The organism is Bradyrhizobium sp. UFLA05-125, assembly GCF_059803515.1.
Map to the genome: position 1 here is coordinate 24,882 of NZ_JBANBJ010000041.1, position 16,160 is coordinate 41,041.

Here is a 16,160-nt window from a genome sequence, read left to right on the forward strand (position 1 = left end):
GTGACATCCAACTTCCAAGCGCTGCGCGAAACGATCGGTCGGGTACCCGTCTTGGGACCGATTGCAAAGCATATCTACCGGGCGGTGGTGCCCCGCGATTTCTCGTCTTCCCAATACTGGGAAGCGCGATACGCCCGCGGCGGAAATTCCGGAGCCGGCTCGTACGGCCGACTTGCTCACTTCAAGGCAGAGACAATCAACAGGTTCATCGAAGATCGTGGCATCCGAACGATCGTCGAACTCGGCTCGGGCGATGGAGCCCAGTTGGAACTCGCGCGATATCCGGCTTACATCGGGATCGATGTATCAGCCAGTGCCGTTGAACTCTGCCGAACGAAGTTTAGAAACGATCCCTCAAAACAATTCCTGCTGGCGTCTGGCTGCGAGGCCAAAGCAGCTCGCGCAGAGCTCTCAATGTCGCTCGATGTCATCTATCACCTCGTCGAAGACGCGATTTATGAGAAATACATGACAAGCGTCTTGGCTGCGGCGGAGAAATACATTTGCATCTATAGCAGCAATGTCGCCAAGATGGCGCCGGCCACGCATGTCCGTCATCGCGTCTTTAGCGATTGGATGGAGAAGAACGCGCCAGCCTGGAAGCTCATTCTGAAAGTGGACAACCCATTTCCGGAAGATACCGCAAATCCGGACCACACCTCCTGGGCGAATTTCTACTTTTACGAGAACGCCTAGTTTTGCCGAGTCGGTCCGTGAACCAAGTTGGTTACAATACGCGACGACGTCATCGCAACTCCCAAAAGCAAGTGCAAAACCCACCGGAACTAACCAGACGACAATGAGAAACAGCCTTGCAGAATAACGCCTCCACTATCGCTAGAGACGACAGTGAAGACGCCCAATCGACGAACGCCACGCGAGTCTCGATTGTTGGCTCGTTTCTCAGCGCGCTGCTTCCAAACGAAATTGGACTGTTCGTCAGGTCAGGCATTTGCATTGATAGACGCAACAATACTCCGATGGAGATGGATGCCTACAGTCTCTATCTCGCCCTCAAGTCGCTTGAGAAGGACGGGGCCGCATATGAGGGGCAACGTAGGTTTCTCGTTCAGGCGACCATAAGGCGGATGGCAGAGTGCGGCGGATTTTGGAGTCATCCTGCATGGACCAGATCGCCGAATGAGATCCACATGCGCTTCACTGCGGCAGCCATCCGCCTGTTGGCGGAAGCGCACATTGACAGACTCGGCGTCGACTCATCCCTTGTTGTCAACGCCCTGAAACGCCACTTGGAGTTCTCAGAAAGACTGAACCGCGGAATGTGGTTCCTGCACGACTCCTTCGAGCTGCAACAGCCCGAACCGCATCCGCTTCACCCTAGAAAGAATCATGCGTACGGCTCATCTGCGCGAAACTGCATGGTTTTGAACACGCACGTTGACACGCTCGTGACGGTCATGCACGTGTTACGGCGCGTGGAAATGAGTCTGGCAGATCGGGACACATTTGCATCTGTCCTCCAAGACGGCATTTCCGCGCTGAAAGAGGTGCTGGCGTGTCCGTCAAGCCTCGCGTGGAGAGGATTCGCTTGGTTGGATTCGCTTGCAAGAGACATTCTATTTCGAACCTACGCTTCGGACAAGTTTCTAAATCGCGCCGTCAGATCAGTTATCCGCGGGAAATACTTCCCGGTAAGGAAACGAATCCGATCGCTGCTGCCATCTTTCGTGTTCCCGGACGGATACACCGAACGCGACTTGTCTCTGCCCGGGACTGGCTTCGAGTATCACCTCGTAAACCTGTATGACCTCAGCCGATTTGTCTCGGAGGCGACCCAGTCAGGCCTACCACAAGATGACGAGTTGATCGATACTTGCGATAGGTTGGTCGATGAAGGGCTCAGCTATTGTCTTCGCGGCCCGTATTGGAAGTACCTAATCGCAGAGACGGCCGCAAACACAAGGCCAGTTCTACTATGCGAGGTGATTATCGCGAGACTTGGGAGGCGTGACAAACAGACCGTTCCCCAAGAGTGGATGACGGGCTATTTTCAGATCAAAAGGAAGCTGCCACCAACCGCCGCTTTGCTTGGGTATGATCCAGTGATCACACGAGCAGCAAGATCAGGAATGGCTTCCGAAGGTAAAGATACCATCACCCTGCTGAACGGGAAGCGGGTGGTCATCGATTGCGCCCACGAAACGATCACGATCGAAGCTTAGCCCCAAGTACGGGACCAAAATGAATCTGAGTGGACGCATTGCTCGTGGATTGTCTTGGAGTCTGGCATCGCGGATTATTACTCAAGCGTTTCAGTTCGCATTTCAACTCGCGCTGGCGCGACTACTGAGTCCGAGTGACTTTGGTGTTGTCGGAATGCTTTTTGTCGTTACCGGATTTGCTCTTGCGCTTAGCGACGCAGGTTTGAGCTCTGCCTTGATCTATGATCAAAAGGCCGATGATCTCCACTTTTCGACTGTCTTTTGGCTTCAGCTTGGAGTGGGTGCGCTTCTCACCGCAGTCTTCTTCTTCGCTGGAGGTTATATAAGTCGTTTCTATGGAATGGCGGTGCTTGAGCCGCTGTCGCAGTTCATATCGTTTATCTTTGTAGTCCAAGCGCTGGGGCAGACGCACTCAGCCTTGCTCTCAAAGCAGCTGCGCTTCAAACAACTCGCCATGGTCAACATTGCATCAGCTGTTGCTTCTGGTGCCGTAGCCGTTCTCCTTGCCTGGCAAGGCTACGGTGTGTGGGCTTTGGCATGGCAAGGCCTGCTCGCCCCTGCCGCCACCACCCTTTTGCTCTGGCTTCAATCTGGCTGGAGCCCCCGTTTCAGCTTCGATGGTCGGGCGGCTAAGACACTTGGACGTTACGGATTATACCTATTGGGTCACACATCCATCAATTACTGGCTGCGAAACGGGGATAAGCTCGTCATAGGCAAGATTATTGGCGCGCACGATCTCGGTATTTACACCCGAGCCTACAGCTTGATGTTGTTGCCACTCAACAACATCGGAGCGGTGCTCGGTCAAGTAATGTTTCCGGCGCTGGCTCAACTTCAAAATGATCTTCCTCGATTCAGGAGTTCCTACCTCGCCGCAATCCAGGCCATTGCTCTTGTTATGTTTCCGCTTATGACGGGGGTTGCCGCGCTGTGCGAACCTCTGGTGCTCTTTCTATTGGGGCCCCAATGGAACGAAGTTGTTCCGATTTTGCAGATCTTGAGCCTTGTTGCGATATTGCAGTCAATCGTGTTCCCGGTCGGATGGATTTTTACCGCCCTAGGCAAAACTAAGGAACAGTTCCAGCTCAGCATCATACTCGGCGTTGCCTTTTTGGCGACGGTGGCAATCGGGATTCAGTTTGGAATCAAAGGCGTAGCATATGCATACGCGTTGTGGACGCTGTTTTCGGCATGGCAAAATCTGCGGCTCGCTGGCAGTTTCATTGACCTGCCAATGCAGCAGGTTCTAAGGCATGTGGCGAGCAGTTCAGCAATGGCCCTGATAATGGGGATCATCGTGTACGGTCTTGATTACGGCCCATTGCACAGCTTTCCACATTCCGTGAGACTCGCTTGCGGTTTTGCAATTGGAGCCAGCACGTTTCTGGGACTTTGCTTGCTGACGAGGGATAGGACCTTCTTCCAACTCACGCGTCTTATTTTTGCTCGATAGCTTGGAAATTCAGCGCGGAAAATACCGGTAGGACGAACGATTACGGAGCGATCCTTAGCCCGGGTATCCGCTTCAACATCCAAGCCACGGACCGGCGGTCGCCAAGCCCCATCTTCAGTGCCATCAGAAATGCTTTCAGCGGCTGCTCGGCAAAATGGCGTCGAAACGTGGTTCGGAAATAGAACGCCGTCGCCGCATCGGGCGCCATCAATCCCTTGGCAACGTCCAGCCAAACCAGCGCAGGTTGTATCGACTTCTGCTGGGAGACACGTCCAGCCTGGGCGCCATCCCAGTAAGTGACCAGCGGTTCGTGACAGTACGCGAAGCGCGCGCCGCTCTTGATCAGCCGGAAGATGAAGTCCCAGTCCTGGTGCCGCCTCAGCCTGTCATCGAAGCGAACGGCCTTTGCGAGCTTTGCCGGAACGACGAGAGTGGAGGTCTGGAAGGTGCAGAAGTGGACCAGAAAATATCTACTGATGTCCTCCCCCTCGTGTGGCGGACGCCAGTTGTACAGCTTTTGTTCCCGCTCACCGCGATCGATCGAGATGTTGCCGCACGCAAACACGTTCTCGGGCTGATCCCGTAACTGCGACAGTTGCTTCTCCAGCTTACCCGGCAGCCAGCGATCGTCGGCGTCGAGCAGAGCCACCAAGTCGCCCTGCGCGGCATCAATTCCTGTGTTGCGTGCGACGCCTCCTCCCCGATTGACCTCATGACGAATAATGCGCACGCAGGGATCGATGGCAGTCACCGCGGCAGCGTCGATCGGATCGGTGGACGCATCGTCAACCACGATAATTTCAATCGGCTTCGGATGCTGATCGAGAGCGCTGCGGACAGCGCCTTCGATCCGATCCGGGCAATTGTAGACCGGGATAACGACTGAAACTGACTTGGTCTGTTGCGACATCGACAAAAGTGCTCTGTAGCCCGCGGCTTCCAAGGGAAAGTCGATCCTATCTATACGCGTGAGGTTCGATCAGCAACGGCTCAAAAATCAATGGTCGAGGAACCGCTCTTGCCGGAATCGGTTGGGCTACTGGGCGCGGGTTGGCAAGCCGTTCACGAGAGCTTCGCGCTAATGACAAAGAACACCATCCGATCCAGCCTTCTCCTTCTAAAAGTAGCTCGCTGGATGCCTGTCTACCTGCTCTCCCGGGTTTCATCGGCGCGCTCGATCCTCGATGTCGACATCGCGCGATGGCGTGAACTGCGGGGGATCAAACGGCGTGGGGCTGGCGCCTTTTGCGCCCTAATGACTTCCGAGGAATTCAGGAGCCTCCTGTATTACAGGATGCCTGCCGCCAAGGCACTTCGCTGGCTTACGGGCGGCGGTGCGCCGGCGCTTTACATCAACACGCCTGACATCGGGCCGGGATTGTACTTCCAGCATGGGTTCGCAACCATTGTTCACGCCAAGTCAATCGGCCGGAATTGCTTCATCAATCAGCAGGTGACGGTTGGCTTCCACGGCCCTGACTGCGCGCCAATCATCGGAGACAATGTAAGCATCCGGGCCGGAGCCAAGGTGATCGGCGACCTGACAGTGGGCGACAATGCCGTCATTGGGGCAGGCGCCGTCGTGACCAAGAGCGTGCCGCCGAACTCCGTGGTGGTCGGCGCCCCCGCATACATCGTTCGTCAGAATGGGCAGGCCTGCCGAGCGAGACTGTGATCGGGAATATCACCGGTTGTTAAAGCCGTGCATCATCGCCCCTGCACTCTAAATGAGACCAGTCGGCAGGACAGCGCCTTGGCCGGCTGAACTACCTTAGTGCTGCACTCCACTGGGCTGGGCGCGACATATCGTGCGCCCTTGTCGCCGCTGACCTCAGACACAAGCTTTGCGACCAGAACATAGGATCCAGCGCGCGGGATGACGGGCAACGAGAGATCCACGATGCTAGCGCCGTCAGATCGCTTCTTCAGCGCCGCAGGCTCCAGCTTCGCGCTGGCGGTTGTCAGGGTGGCGCCGGTCGTCTCATCAACGACCCAAGCTTGTAGCGTCCTGTTCGCGGCATAGTCGTCCGGCAGCTTGATCGGAACTTCCACTGTCACGGGATCGGCTGCGCCAAACGATGCGACCCCGGCGCTGACCTGCTTGCCGCCCACCTTGCTGACAGTCAAGAATGTCGGCTTCGGCATATCGTTGATCGTCGTCGAATAGCCAAATTCCTTGGGATCGGGCGTTACCTCACTGGGGCCACATTGGCGAGCCCCCTTGTCTGAACTGGTGAACTGGCAGACGCGGACGTAGTCGATCTTGAAGGCCTGCGGAAACGCGGCCTCGTCAATGCCGTGCCGCCCCGCCCATTTGCTGCCGCCGACCGCGAAATTGAGATCGACATGCGCGGGTGGTCCCAGCCGGCCGTCCTTGCGCAGCCACTGGTAGTTTCGCGTGTAGATCAGCTTGCCGTCCCAGAAGAATGAGACCTTATCGGGAGCCCACACGTAGCCCGCCGTGTGCCAGCCAAGATTGAGATCCTCGCCCGCGTACATATTCTGAAATTTGAGCAGGAAACTCCTGTCGGCGTAGACGTACTGCGTTTCGCTAAAGGGAGCCACCACGTTAGAATGCAAGGAGTTGGCCTTGTCCTCAACCCCGTTGATGACGAACTCGAAGATATCGGCTTCCGGCGGATGCCAGTTCTTGCCATCGATGTCGTAGTCGGCTTCAAGCCAGAAGGCCGGAAACACGCCTTTAGCGTTGGGCAGGTACACCCTCGCCTCATAGTAACCATAGTAGAAGGTTCTATGGCTTCTGATCATTGCCGACTCGAAGAGGTTTGCACCCTCCATTTTCTTGGCGATCAAACCAAGCATACCTCCGGAAACAACGTGATTGTCACGATAGCGCTGATTTTCGTCGTTGAAATGATCCATCGTTTCGTTGTTATAGAGATAGCGCGTAGCCCACTTCGTCCGGTCGAGCTTGTCGCCATTGAATTCATCGGAGAACACCAGCTCCCATCCGGCCGACCACCCCGGTTTTGTAAGCAAGCAAGCCGAAATCGTTATCAGAACTGCCAAGAAGGGTTTCGACACCTTGGTAAACATCTTTGGATCGCTCACTGAATTCACATCTGATCGACGGCCGCGGACTGCCGGGCACCGCACATTGGCAGCGCCCCACAAGCAGAACAAGCGGGCAGCTCTTTGATTACCGTAACCTCGTTCACGTGAAGCACCTTCGGCACGATTGGAGAAATCCGCACGACATGCCATAAGCTCGGACTGCGTCAGAAAGATGCTTCAGATCGATGCGCGTTTCCATGAATTCCGACCTCACCGTAACCGTCATCAGCTTTCCCGATTCCCCGCGCAGGGAACGCGTGAGCGCGAATCTGGACGCTCTCGGCCTTCCATGGCGATATTTCGACGCCCTCCGCGAACCTCCGACAAATCTGCCACAATATGACGAGGCTCAGTCCCTTCGCTTTTGGGGCCGTGCACTTTCGCGATCAGAAATTGGCTGCGCCGCCAGTCACATCGCAGTGCTCGACCAGATCGCATCCTCGCGCGAGGAGACTTGGACGCTGGTGATTGAGGATGACGTCGCTCTCGATCCCGGATTCGACTATCGGGCGCTGATGGCTCTATGCAGGATTGGTCAGATCGGCTTCCTCCGATTGTATGCGCGGCACATGCCTCGGTTGAGAAACGTGACCTGGCTGGGACAACGAGAATTGATCCGGTTTGAGAAGGCTCCGATGGGAACTCAGGCTTACCTGATCTCTACCAATAAAGCCCGGTCGCTCATCAAATCCATGTCTGCCATCAGGCAACCCATCGATTGGGAGATGGACCGATTCTGGCATAACGAGCTGTCCAACTATGCGCTGTTTCCGTTTCCGTGTATCGAGTTGACGACGGGCTCTTCCATCAAAAAGCAGGCAGAGTCCGATAAGCGGCCTTCGGCCTTCGACAGGGTCGTCTGGTTTGTATGGAAATCAAAAGAGGCAGTACGGCGTCTCCTAGCGAACCTGCGTCTCCGCCAGCAGGACAGGATCATCCGCGCGGCGTTCGAACAACGCCCGCTCGAATTCTAGCCGGAGAGAATGCAGGGGATCGGCAGCGCGTTCCGCGCAAGCGGTTCGAGGCGCGACGATGCGAGTTAGGTGAAGCGAATGAAGAGATTTCTTTGGGTTTGCGGCCGCCTGCCGACACCGCTGTTCAGCGGCGACGCGCTTTACTCAGCAGGGCTCCTGAAAGCGTTGGCTCAAACCAACGAGACGGCCATCACCCTTGTCGGAACTCGCAGGACGGACGAGCCGGTCGGGTCCCATATCCTGAGATTGCCCAATATGTGTTGCGTGGATGCGTCGCCGGCGCACTCGTCTGGTGTGAAGAGCCTGCTCTCGCCGTTACCGCGAGATGCTTTCAATCTGAGCACCCCCGAACTGCGCGTATCTTTGGGAAAGTTACTGGACCAGGACTGGGATTGGATCGTGATCGACCATGCCTATTCCTCCGGTATGCTTCCAAACGTCCTGCAGAAGCGCAAGCATGCTTCGATCTGCTATGTCGCGCATAATGCTGAAGGTCATATCCGCCCACGGATCGCGGGCAGCGTCAGCAACCCGCTGCGGCAAATCCTCATGCGACTGGATGCCAAAAAGTATCGCAAGCTGGAAAACAGGATTCTGCAAGCAGCGGACGTTGTCGCGTGCATCTCGGAGGAGGATGCATCTTACTTCAGGCGCTTCTCAAAGAGCGTCCAGGTTATTCCTCCGGTTTATCTTGGACATGTTAGTCGGCCCCGCCAGATACACCCCGCAACCCCCCGCGCGCTGCTCCTGGTGGGGTCGTTCGAATGGGTAGCCAAGCAAAGGAACCTCGAGCTGGTCGTGGAGAGCCTGTTGCCGGGTCTCCAGCGTAACGGAATCCTGCTCAACGTTGTCGGCGCCGTACCGCAGCACTTTCGCGACCGCTTCAACCGCTTCAGTCCACATTTATCGTTTCACGGCCGTGTCGACGACCTCTCGCCATTTGTCGCTTCTTCGCGCGGTGGATTGGTGCCCGACTTACTGGGCGGAGGATTCAAGCTCAAGGTCCTCGACTACGCGTTTGAGCGCCTGCCGATCTTTGGTCTGCGCCATGCGCTGGCCGGAACCTCGGCAGATGAACAATCAGCGATGTTTCTTGCTGACGACCTGGGCGACCTGTCGGACGTCGTAGCCAGCAATATTGACGATCTTGCCGCCCTCAACCAACGTCAGGCTACATTGTTCGACCTTTTGTACGCCCGTTTCGGCCTTGAGGCAGGAACTCGGCGTCTCGAAGCGGTCTTTCGGTAACCGAGAAGCCGTCGTATTGTGACGATCTCGTGCAGCGAGCGGCATCATGGATCGCTCGCAAGGGTCTGCCCCACGTGACAATCATCGGACGCTGAATGAGCGCAACGACAGCCAATACAATGGACGCGGCAACAAGCCCGAGCACACGCGTCCCAGCGGACCTCGAGCTGAACTCAACCGGACGGCTTTTGGTCTGGTCCTCAGTGGTCTCCGTCCTGTTCCTGGGTCAGATCGCATACAATATCGGAGAATTTCCGCTTGCCTCCGATCTCATCTGCTATGCCCTGATCACGTGCTATCTTCTCGTGTCCGGGTTTGCGGCCGTCAGCGTTCCTTCCCTGTTTATTTTTGTCAACGCCATTGCATTGGCTGCGCTTCGCGTACCGTTCGCGACGTCAACAACCTCGTGGAGTTCGTTTCTGCTTCTGTGCGTCCTATACGCGCCATTTTTGTTTCGTCTGGTGAACCGCCCCGGCCTTCTTCCGGTGGTGGAATATGTGCTGAAGACCTATGTCCTTGCCGCATGCGTTATCGCAGCAGTTGCCGTGGTGCAGCTCGTAGTGGCCAACGTGACCAAGCTCGACATCGTGACCAACATCTACTACGTTCTGCCCAAGGAAATACGGGGCGCCGGATCCTACACCTTCTATCGTGAAGGTGGAGGACTGATAAAGGCCAACGGCTTTTTCCTCCGCGAGTCGGCCGATTTATCTTTGGTTACAGGTCTCGCGCTACTGATCGAATTTCACTCTCGAAGGCGGCTGCACTACCTTGCTTTGCTTGCCGCGGGCCTGCTTAGCTCGCTCTCCGGCTCGGGACTGATCGCCGTGATTGCCGGCTTGCTGTTGCCGCGGACGTGGAGCCGGACCCCCGCTTTTGTCGCCTACGCCAGCGCCTTCATTCTCTTGATTTTCGTGCTCTACAGTCTTGACGACCCCTTCCTCAATCTCTGGCTCGGCCGCTTTTCTGAATTCGGAAAACCGAATACAAGCGCATACGCAAGGTTCGTTGCGCCATGGGAGATGCTGCAATTCAGCTTCGGTAACAGCGTCCTAACGACTTGGCTGGGCAACGGGGCGGGTAGCTACTTCCGCGACCTCGCGGTCGCCAGATTTACCTATGAGGTAGCCGATCCGACCTGGGCCAAGGTCACCTACGAATATGGCCTGCTCGGGCTCTTCCTCTTCCTGACCCTGGTGATCGTTCGCCTGTACTCGAGTTCACTGAGGGTGGAGGCCTGCCACTTCCTTGTGGTGAGCTGGATAGGGTTCTCGTTCCTGCTCAAACCCGGATACGCACTGTTGATCTGGCTACTGACGTTGATCCCAAAGGCGCAAAGCGCCCCTCCGCGCACCTCGGGTCCCTAGACTTACCTCGCAATACCTAACGCACTACCCTCAGCAGACTGAGGGCGGTTTTCATCAGCCTAGGACGGCTGGTTGGCGCATAACGCCAACTCACAAGAGAGCGCGAAAGACTGCCCGGCCCAAACAACACGCAAATGGTCCAGAAGAACAAGGAGGTACGCTGGGCGTATGAAAACCCTTGCGGATAGCCAAGAGCCCGGAAACTGTCGGCAACGATGTGCCCCGCCCCATCTTTTGCAATTGGATGACTGTCCGGCCGCAGCGCATAGGAGGCGGCGCGCAGACAGAGATACAGCATGTTTCTGCTCAGCGCCTCGGGTTCGACAGGAAGGCCGACGCTTCCTGCAACTTCTGTGAAAAACTTGAACCGTCTTCGCGTGACGTCAACTTCTCTGGCGAAGCGACTATCGTCCAGCGTTAGGAACGCACCGTGGTTTTCACCGTGGACGCGGTAGTCGACAAGCGCCCTAGGAATCGTGATGACATCGCCGAAGGCGGGTGCGGCCGTGACGAGGTAACTGTCGGGCGCCCTGTCAACAAAATCGGACTTGAAATCAAATACGCGCTCGACTACCGAACGCGAATAGGCGTTCCCGGAGCCTGGCGGCGTTGGATAGACGCCGGCTGTTGTTGCCCACTCGCGGATCTGCCCCGGCGTGGGAGTCACGAAGAATTGTGGCAGAATGCTTCCAGTTGGATTTCCATCTGAATCAATGGTTCGCATTTGGAACTGGAACTTGCTCGCTTTGTCGGACCATACTGCGGCAATTTCTCTCATGACATTGGGGTGCAGGGCATCGTCCGAATCCAAGAAGATGATCACATCCCCGGTCGCTCGGCGGAAGCCGTTCACGCATGACTGCATTTGACCGGCATTCGCTTGTGTGACCACAACGATCCTGCCCGCAAACTCGGAAATGATCTCGAGCGAATTGTCGGTTGATCCATCGTCGACGACGATCACTTCCACGTGCGGCCAACGAACGTCGAGCGCACTTTGGATCGCCGTTCCCACGTATTTCGCATAGTTGTAGTTCGGAATGACGACAGAAAGGGTTAACTCGCGCGCCAACTGAGCCTCGCATATGTAACGTTAATCCGAGCTTTCAGTTCGGATTTGTCGGCCACGGCCGTATCTTCCGTATAGCCTCAATTTCAACATCAGCACATGGCGAAGACGGCGCCATGAAACTGTCGAATTATATTCGAACAACTTGCATACATTATCGGCTGGATTTTCGCCCATAGGTACGGCAACGTTGCGGAAATCGCTGCCAAAACGAGCTGGAGCCGACTTTGTCTGTAGAATTGTATCGAGAACTGGCCTGGCTTCCAATGCCGCCTGAGGACTTCTCCACCCGCTGCAAGGAGCTGGCGCAGGCCGGGACGGAGCTCGGCCGGCAGATCCGGCTTTTGGCAACGCACGCTCTGGATGAGCGCCAGCTTTCTCGGCTGGCGAGAGCCATCGTAGCCACTCGTGAGCAGGGACTCTCGCTAAAGCCTCTCGTACCATTTCGGCTTGGCTTGATCGGAAACGGCACCCTGGATCTGATGGTTCCGGTCCTGATCGCCACGGCTGCACGCCACGGCTTTGCCCTCGAATGCATCACCGGCGCTTATGATCAATTCCTGCAAGACGCCCTGCAGCCGGATTCGGCTCTCAACAGATCCCGACCGGATGCGGTCCTAGTTGCGCTCGATCACCGGGGACTTGCGCTTCAGCCGAGCCCGGGCAACGAACAGGCTGCCTCTCAGACCGTGGATGCGGCCGCCGGTCTTCTCGACACTATTCGTGCAGCCATCGCGCGCAACAGCGGCGCGGTGTGCATTCTGCAAACTCTTGCGGCTCCTCCCGAGGGACTGTTCGGCTCGTTCGACCGCGCACTGAGCGGAACGGCCAGAAACCTCGTTGATCGCTTCAACCAGAAGGTCTGCGAGGCGGTCCTCCTATCAACCGACCTGCTCCTTGACGTCGCCGGCATTGCGGAAACAGCAGGTCTCGCAGACTGGCATTCGCCCGCGCAGTGGAATCTGGCAAAATTACCATTTTCCGATGACTACGTTCCGCTCTACGCGGAGCACGTTTGCCGAATCATTGGCGCCATGCGCGGCAAGAGTCGCCGGTGTCTCGTGCTCGACCTCGACAACACGGTTTGGGGGGGAGTCATCGGCGATGATGGACTCGAGGGAATCCAGATCGCGCAAGGCGACGCGACGGGTGAGGCGTTTTTGTCGGTTCAGCAGCTTGCCCTAGCCTTGCGCGCGCGCGGCGTTGTTCTGGCCGTGAGTTCGAAGAATACGGATGCGATCGCACGGCGTCCCTTCAAAGAACACCCGGATATGCTCCTAAAGGAGGATCACATCGCCGTATTCCAGGCCAATTGGGATGACAAGGCGACCAACATCCGTGCGATCGCAAAAGAACTGGCGTTGGGTCTCGATTCCTTCGTTTTCCTCGATGACAATCCGGTCGAACGCGGCCTGATCCGCCGGGAGATTCCTGAAGTGGCGGTCCCCGAACTAGAGAGCGACCCCGCCGGCTATGCGCGCACCCTCGCAGCGGCCGGTTATTTCGAAGCGATCGGCTTTTCTGAGGAAGATCGCGCGCGTGCTGACATGTATCAGGCAAACGCCCGCCGATTGAGTTTGCAGGGCCAGACTTCGGACCTTCAGTCCTACCTGCGGTCGCTGGAGATGCGCATCGTATTCGGCTCCTTCGACCGCACGACCAGGTCGCGCGTCACACAACTGATCAACAAGAGCAACCAGTTCAATCTGACTACTCGCCGCTATACCGAGTCCCAGATCGAACAACTCGAGCACGACGGCGATGCAATGACGCTGCATGTGCGACTGTTCGACAAGTTCGGCGACAATGGGATCATTTGCGTCGTCATCTGCCGGCCCTCCCGTCCGGGCACCTGGACCATAGATACCTGGCTGATGAGCTGTCGGGTGCTGGGACGGTGCGTCGAACAAGCGGTGCTTGCAGAAATCCTGTTTCGTGCGCGCGTCGCGGGCATCTCGACCTTGGAAGGCGTTTATCTTCCAACCGAGCGAAACGAGATGGTCCGTGAGCATTATGGAAAGCTAGGTTTTACGCGGATCGACGCCGGCTCCGATGGTAGCGGCCGATGGGAGTTGAAAGCCGATGCAAAGATCGGCGACCTGCCAATGACAGTTGAGCGCCAACAACCGCAGCTACTGCCTGCTTGAGCCAATCGTTTTCCTGCAAGCCAGTGCACCTGAGCTGATCGTCAATGAGCCTTACATCTCCACTGTTTTTCGCATTCCTCGCTGGAGTCGTTCTCGCCTATCACATCAGCGAGTCCGTTTCCTATCGCAGGCTGGTGCTCGGGCTTGGCAATGCCATCTTCATCGGCAGCTATCTCACCGACTACACGCAGGCTTTGCCCCTGCTCGCCTTCCTGCTCTTGGGCTATGCGTGCGTCTCGATTCTTTCCGTCTGGAAGTCATCGCTCGCGCTGGGGCTCGGTGTCCTCGGCGTTCTGGCCTGCTACGTCTTCCTGAAGCGGTTCTCATTCTTCGATAACCTTGGTCATCTCTCCTTTCCTTACCTAACGATCGGACTTTCCTATATTCTATTCCGAATCCTCCACATGATGGTCGATGTCCAATCGGGAGACCTCGACGAGCGAATCGGCCCGTTCGCGTTTTTCCGCTACACATGCAATTTTCTGTGCTTTGTGTCCGGTCCGATCCAGCGCTATCAGGACTTTCGCGCCGCAGATGGGATCGCCATTGTCAAGCTCGACGCAGACACCGTGTTCCAGGCCTTTTCAAGAGTGGTCACCGGCTACGCGAAGTTTGTGATAATTGCCGCTGTGGCAGAGTACGCGTTCTCGTTCCTGAAGCCGCAACTACTTCAGGCCGGTGACCCGTCATTCGTGAAGCTGTGCATGCTCTATGCTGTGGCCGCTTCGCTCTATACCGTGTATTTGTACTATAATTTCTCTGGATACATGGACATCGTCATTGGCAGCGGGGCGCTACTTGGCCAGGCCCTGCCGGAGAACTTCGACAAACCCTTCTCGGCACGGAGCTTCCTAGAATTTTGGCAGCGCTGGCACATGACGCTGTCGCAGTGGTTCAAGTTCTATCTGTTCAATCCGCTCGTCATGCTCCTGATGTCCTGCTTTCCTGCGCCCGCGCTAACCGCCTATCTTGGCGTTTTCGCTTTTTTCGTCACGTTTCTCGTGATGGGCGTTTGGCACGGAACCACGGCTGTGTTCGTCGTCTACGGATTGCTGATGGGTGCTGGCGCGAGCATCAACAAGCTATGGCAGGTCGCGTGCGCGGAACGCCTGGGGAAGAAACGCTACAGGACGCTGACCGAGACCTTGGGCTACATCTATTTTGCGCGTGGCGTCACAACCAGCTATTTCGTGCTGGCCCTGACGTGCCTGTGGACGCCCGAACTGTCGGATTTCACGCGTTTGGTTGATCGGCTCGGCCCTGCCGGAATGTCGGCTGCGTTTGCCGGGATTGCGCTTGCGTTTGGACTGTTCTGGTGGCTCGTTGATCAGGTCACTCCCCGCTTGACCGCGCCAGCCTTTCTGGCAACCGCGCGCGACAGCCTTGTCGGCCGAAACCTGACGCTGGCGACCCAGATGATGGTCATCGTCGCGGTCACCACGTTGCTCCATAAGTCTCCCGACTTCGTCTACAAGGCGTTCTAAGTTGAGACATATCCTTCGACAGACCGCGCTGACCTTTGCATCATTCGCGTTTCTCTATGTTCTGATTGGTGGCCTCTCCTTCCTGGTGTTTCCGGACCCATCGCAAGGTGGGCCTCGTGACTTTCAGGTGGCAGAGCGCACACTATTCATGAGCGTGCCGAAGTACGTTTTCCTCGGGCGCAGCGTGCTAGACACTCCGGACAGCAAGGTGCTCATCGTAGGAGCATCCAACACTGCCGTCGGCTTCATCCAGAAGGTCATCCAACCGAAACTGGCGTGCGCCAAGGTCAGCAATCTCGCGATGGGTGGCGCGAATATATCGGAGGTTGCTCAGATCATCGATCTGGTACGCGAGACGCAGAGCAGCCCCAGTCCTGCGACCAATACATTCGTCATCGGAGTCTGGTACGGGATGTTTGCAGATTCCGACATCAGATTTACTGATCCCGATCGAAATCGCGGAGAATCCGACCTCGATATTGAAAAGTACCGATACGGCTTCTACCGGCGGAGCGCCAATGGTCCCGTTGCGGTCCTACCTTCCAGATGGCTCGATGCTGGCGTCATGGCGATTCGCCCACTCCTTCTTGTCGAGAAGGCAGCGCGCGAAGCCCGAACCGGCGTCAATCTGCTCCTGACCGGACGCCGGTCCGCTCAACGGACCGAGGCTGAACGCGAGGTTGCCGTAATGTCGGAACAGGATAAGAAGAAGGCTCTGGAGTATTGGCAGGAGGGCATGGGGTTCAAGAGCGGCATTTCCGAGACGCAGTTCAACCTGCTCAGGAGCACCGTTGCATCGTTGCTCGATTCGGGAGAGCGGGTCGTGCTCATCGATCTTCCGATCCCGGCATGGCACCGCGACGCAAGCCCGTATCAGCTCGGCTACGAGCAAAAGCTTCAGGAATTGTCCGGGCAGTTCAAGGAGCGGTCAAACTTCATTTCGATGTCAATGAGCGATCTTGACGGAGATTTGGATTACTCTGACGAGGTGCATGCAAAGCGACACTTGGCCAACGTCTGGTCAGACAGATTGGCCGGCGTCTTGAGCTCTTTTGCCTGTCAGGAGAAGACTGACAAGTCACGCGTTTCATCGCGCGCTCCCGGACAGACCACGGCAGCATCGTCCAATCATTGAATAGTCGCACGGTCGATGCTCG

13 protein-coding genes are annotated in these 16,160 nt (G+C 56.7%); 10 read left to right on the forward strand and 3 right to left on the reverse strand.

Going from position 1 to position 16,160, the window contains the following annotated elements; all coding sequences use genetic code 11:
- The 3 genes from SO156_RS28785 (at position 1) to SO156_RS28795 (ending at position 3,639) form a co-directional block, all read left to right on the forward strand.
- Entirely contained in the window at positions 1-696 is a 696-nt protein-coding gene (locus tag SO156_RS28785) for a class I SAM-dependent methyltransferase (RefSeq protein WP_498537115.1), read from the forward strand.
- A gap of 116 nt (positions 697-812) precedes the next feature.
- Complete coding sequence (locus tag SO156_RS28790) at positions 813-2,183, forward strand: hypothetical protein (protein WP_498537116.1); 1,371 nt, start codon at positions 813-815, stop codon at positions 2,181-2,183.
- A 19-nt stretch (positions 2,184-2,202) separates the two neighbouring features.
- On the forward strand, positions 2,203-3,639 hold the full coding sequence (locus tag SO156_RS28795; RefSeq protein ID WP_498537117.1) for an MOP flippase family protein: 1,437 nt from the start codon (positions 2,203-2,205) through the stop codon (positions 3,637-3,639).
- Between the two features lie 40 nt (positions 3,640-3,679).
- On the opposite strand, the gene SO156_RS28800 is transcribed toward SO156_RS28795, so the two are convergent.
- Positions 3,680-4,549: a glycosyltransferase family 2 protein gene (locus SO156_RS28800; RefSeq protein WP_498537118.1), complete on the reverse strand. Its 870-nt coding sequence runs from the start codon at positions 4,547-4,549 to the stop codon at positions 3,680-3,682.
- A gap of 171 nt (positions 4,550-4,720) precedes the next feature.
- Here SO156_RS28800 and SO156_RS28805 point away from each other — a divergent pair, with 171 nt between their 5' ends.
- Positions 4,721-5,314, forward strand: a complete 594-nt coding sequence (locus SO156_RS28805) for a serine acetyltransferase (RefSeq protein ID WP_498537119.1) — start codon at positions 4,721-4,723, stop codon at positions 5,312-5,314.
- 32 nt (positions 5,315-5,346) lie between these two features.
- On the opposite strand, the gene SO156_RS28810 is transcribed toward SO156_RS28805, so the two are convergent.
- Positions 5,347-6,696 (reverse strand): glycoside hydrolase family 16 protein, encoded by a 1,350-nt coding sequence (locus SO156_RS28810; protein ID WP_498537120.1) that lies wholly within the window; start codon positions 6,694-6,696, stop codon positions 5,347-5,349.
- 215 nt (positions 6,697-6,911) lie between these two features.
- On the opposite strand from SO156_RS28810, the gene SO156_RS28815 reads away from it, so the two are divergent.
- From SO156_RS28815 to SO156_RS28825, 3 genes are all read left to right on the forward strand, one after another.
- On the forward strand, positions 6,912-7,688 hold the full coding sequence (locus SO156_RS28815) for a glycosyltransferase family 25 protein (RefSeq protein ID WP_498537121.1): 777 nt from the start codon (positions 6,912-6,914) through the stop codon (positions 7,686-7,688).
- 78 nt (positions 7,689-7,766) lie between these two features.
- Positions 7,767-8,936: a glycosyltransferase gene (locus tag SO156_RS28820; protein ID WP_498537122.1), complete on the forward strand. Its 1,170-nt coding sequence runs from the start codon at positions 7,767-7,769 to the stop codon at positions 8,934-8,936.
- A 95-nt stretch (positions 8,937-9,031) separates the two neighbouring features.
- Positions 9,032-10,303, forward strand: a complete 1,272-nt coding sequence (locus tag SO156_RS28825) for a hypothetical protein (protein ID WP_498537123.1) — start codon at positions 9,032-9,034, stop codon at positions 10,301-10,303.
- A gap of 16 nt (positions 10,304-10,319) precedes the next feature.
- Here the strand turns inward: SO156_RS28825 and SO156_RS28830 are convergent, their stop codons facing one another.
- Entirely contained in the window at positions 10,320-11,375 is a 1,056-nt protein-coding gene (locus SO156_RS28830) for a glycosyltransferase family 2 protein (RefSeq protein ID WP_498537124.1), read from the reverse strand.
- A gap of 224 nt (positions 11,376-11,599) precedes the next feature.
- On the opposite strand from SO156_RS28830, the gene SO156_RS28835 reads away from it, so the two are divergent.
- The 3 genes from SO156_RS28835 to SO156_RS28845 all read left to right on the forward strand — a co-directional run bounded on the left by SO156_RS28835 (position 11,600) and on the right by SO156_RS28845 (position 16,138).
- Entirely contained in the window at positions 11,600-13,519 is a 1,920-nt protein-coding gene (locus SO156_RS28835) for an HAD-IIIC family phosphatase (protein ID WP_498537125.1), read from the forward strand.
- 134 nt (positions 13,520-13,653) lie between these two features.
- The gene (locus SO156_RS28840) at positions 13,654-15,003 is read left to right on the forward strand and encodes an MBOAT family O-acyltransferase (protein WP_498537126.1); all 1,350 of its coding nucleotides are present in this window, start codon (positions 13,654-13,656) and stop codon (positions 15,001-15,003) included.
- Positions 15,004-15,151: 148 nt separating this feature from the next.
- Positions 15,152-16,138, forward strand: a complete 987-nt coding sequence (locus SO156_RS28845) for a hypothetical protein (protein WP_498537127.1) — start codon at positions 15,152-15,154, stop codon at positions 16,136-16,138.
- The last annotated feature ends 22 nt before the right edge of the window (positions 16,139-16,160 follow it).

What these genes read in the sequence shown, in the direction of transcription:
- SO156_RS28795 (WP_498537117.1), top strand. Translation starts at nt 2,203, where the DNA reads ATGAATCTGAGTGGACGCATTGCTCGTGGATTGTCTTGGAGTCTGGCA.
- SO156_RS28800 (WP_498537118.1), bottom strand. Translation starts at nt 4,549, where the DNA reads ATGTCGCAACAGACCAAGTCAGTTTCAGTCGTTATCCCGGTCTACAAT.
- SO156_RS28805 (WP_498537119.1), top strand. Translation starts at nt 4,721, where the DNA reads ATGACAAAGAACACCATCCGATCCAGCCTTCTCCTTCTAAAAGTAGCT.
- SO156_RS28810 (WP_498537120.1), bottom strand. Translation starts at nt 6,696, where the DNA reads ATGTTTACCAAGGTGTCGAAACCCTTCTTGGCAGTTCTGATAACGATT.
- SO156_RS28815 (WP_498537121.1), top strand. Translation starts at nt 6,912, where the DNA reads ATGAATTCCGACCTCACCGTAACCGTCATCAGCTTTCCCGATTCCCCG.
- SO156_RS28820 (WP_498537122.1), top strand. Translation starts at nt 7,767, where the DNA reads ATGAAGAGATTTCTTTGGGTTTGCGGCCGCCTGCCGACACCGCTGTTC.
- SO156_RS28825 (WP_498537123.1), top strand. Translation starts at nt 9,032, where the DNA reads ATGAGCGCAACGACAGCCAATACAATGGACGCGGCAACAAGCCCGAGC.
- SO156_RS28845 (WP_498537127.1), top strand. Translation starts at nt 15,152, where the DNA reads ATGAGCGTGCCGAAGTACGTTTTCCTCGGGCGCAGCGTGCTAGACACT.